General features: G+C 31.3%; 2 protein-coding genes. Both read right to left on the bottom strand.

Going from position 1 to position 1,710, the window contains the following annotated elements; all coding sequences use genetic code 11:
• Window positions 1-85 precede the first annotated feature (85 nt).
• Entirely contained in the window at window positions 86-265 is a 180-nt protein-coding gene (locus tag Q0138_RS08580; RefSeq protein ID WP_297983434.1) for a protein translocase SEC61 complex subunit gamma, read from the bottom strand.
• Between the two features lie 232 nt (window positions 266-497).
• Window positions 498-1,661 (bottom strand): cell division protein FtsZ, encoded by a 1,164-nt coding sequence (ftsZ, locus tag Q0138_RS08585; RefSeq protein WP_297983437.1) that lies wholly within the window; start codon window positions 1,659-1,661, stop codon window positions 498-500.
• Between the last annotated feature and the right edge of the window lie 49 nt (window positions 1,662-1,710).

The raw sequence follows: 1,710 nt of genomic DNA on the forward strand, positions 1-1,710 counted from the left end.
TGAAAAAATAATAAATTAATTTTTAAAATTTAAAAATAGTAAAAAAAGATTATAGAATTAATAAAATAATAATTTAATTAAGAAATTATAATCCTACCAATTGGCCGATTAAAACAATAACAAAACCGACTACTCCAATAATAGCAATACCTATTGCAGTAACTTTAGCAAAGTCAAAGTATTCTTCACGGTCTGGTTTTTTAGCAACTCTTATAACTCTTTTACATTGTTTTAAAAAATCACTAGCTTCTTCTTGAAAAGTCATTAATATCACACAAATTAAAAATTTTAAAAATTTAAAATAATTTAATATTATTTAATTTCATATAAGAATAAAATTAAAAATAATTTAAAATAATTTAATATTTATTTAATTTCATATAAGAATAAAATTAAAAATAATTTAAAATAATTTAATAATTCTTTAATAATTATTTAATATTTATTTCTTTTTTATAATTATAAAATAAAAAATAGATAAATTAAAAATAATTTATCTAGAAGATGCCATCTAGGAATTGGTCTAAAGGATCGTCAGGTGTTTCTCCACCTAAGATTTCTTCTCCTTCAAACTCGTCCTCAAAATCGCCGTCTTCAAATTCATCATCAGAAGCATATGCATTGTATTCAGATTTTACACCGGAAACTACAATTGTAGTTCTAATCATGTTGTGTAATTCTTCATCAATTTGAGCTCCCCAAATAATGTTAGCTTCAGGATCTAATCTGTCAGCAACAATTTGCACAATCTTTTCAGCTTCATTCAATGTAAGATCGGAACTACTTGAAATGTTAATCAATGCGCCTTTAGCATTGGAAATGTCAATATCAAGTAAAGGACTGCTTAAAGCTTCGTGTACAGATTCAATTGCTCTGTCTCCAGATTCAGATTCACCCATACCAATCATAGCCATTCCGGAACCTTTCATGATAGACTTAATATCAGCGAAGTCTAAACTTACAAGTCCAGGTTTGGTAATCAATTCGGTGATTCCCTTAACAGCTCTTCCTAAGATTTCATCTGAAACCATGAAAGCCTTGTTTAAAGGAAGGTTAGGAGCAACTTCCAATAATTTGTCATTAGGAATTACAATTACGGTATCTGCGTTTTCTTGGAGTTTTGCTAAACCGATTTCAGCATTCTCTCTTCTTTTTACACCTTCAGCAGAGAAAGGCATGGTAGCAACAGCAACAGTTAAAGCACCGGATTTCTTAGCTACCTTTGCAATGATTGGAGCAGAACCGGTACCAGTTCCACCACCAAGACCGCAGGTAACAAAGACCATGTCTGATCCTTCTAACTCTCCTCTGAGGTCTTCTTCACTTTCTTCAGCAGATTCTTCACCTACAGTAGGTTCTCCACCTGCTCCAAGACCGCCACAAGTTTGTCTTCCTAAAAGTAATTTTTTATCAGAATTACTGTAAAATAAATCTTGAGCATCAGTATTTACTGTAATGGTTCTTGCACCTTCGATACCGATTTCAGTTAATCTGGAAATGGTATTATTTCCAGCTCCTCCAGTACCAACTACAGCAATATTAGCACGACTTGCTTTAATTAATTGTATTAATTCATTATCTAAATCATCATCTGATTTTTTAGGAGTATTGGATTCAATACTTTTCTCAGAGTCTTTGATTGCATCATCTATAAATTTCACTTGTTAACCCCACAGTTATAGATCGGAAGAGCGTCGTGTAGGGAAAGAG

Source organism: uncultured Methanobrevibacter sp. (assembly GCF_937906425.1).
Classification (GTDB): Archaea; Methanobacteriota; Methanobacteria; order Methanobacteriales; family Methanobacteriaceae; genus Methanobrevibacter.

Bases quoted from the DNA above. Each gene is read 5' to 3' on its own strand.
- Q0138_RS08580 (WP_297983434.1), bottom strand. From the start codon at position 265: ATGACTTTTCAAGAAGAAGCTAGTGATTTTTTAAAACAATGTAAAAGA.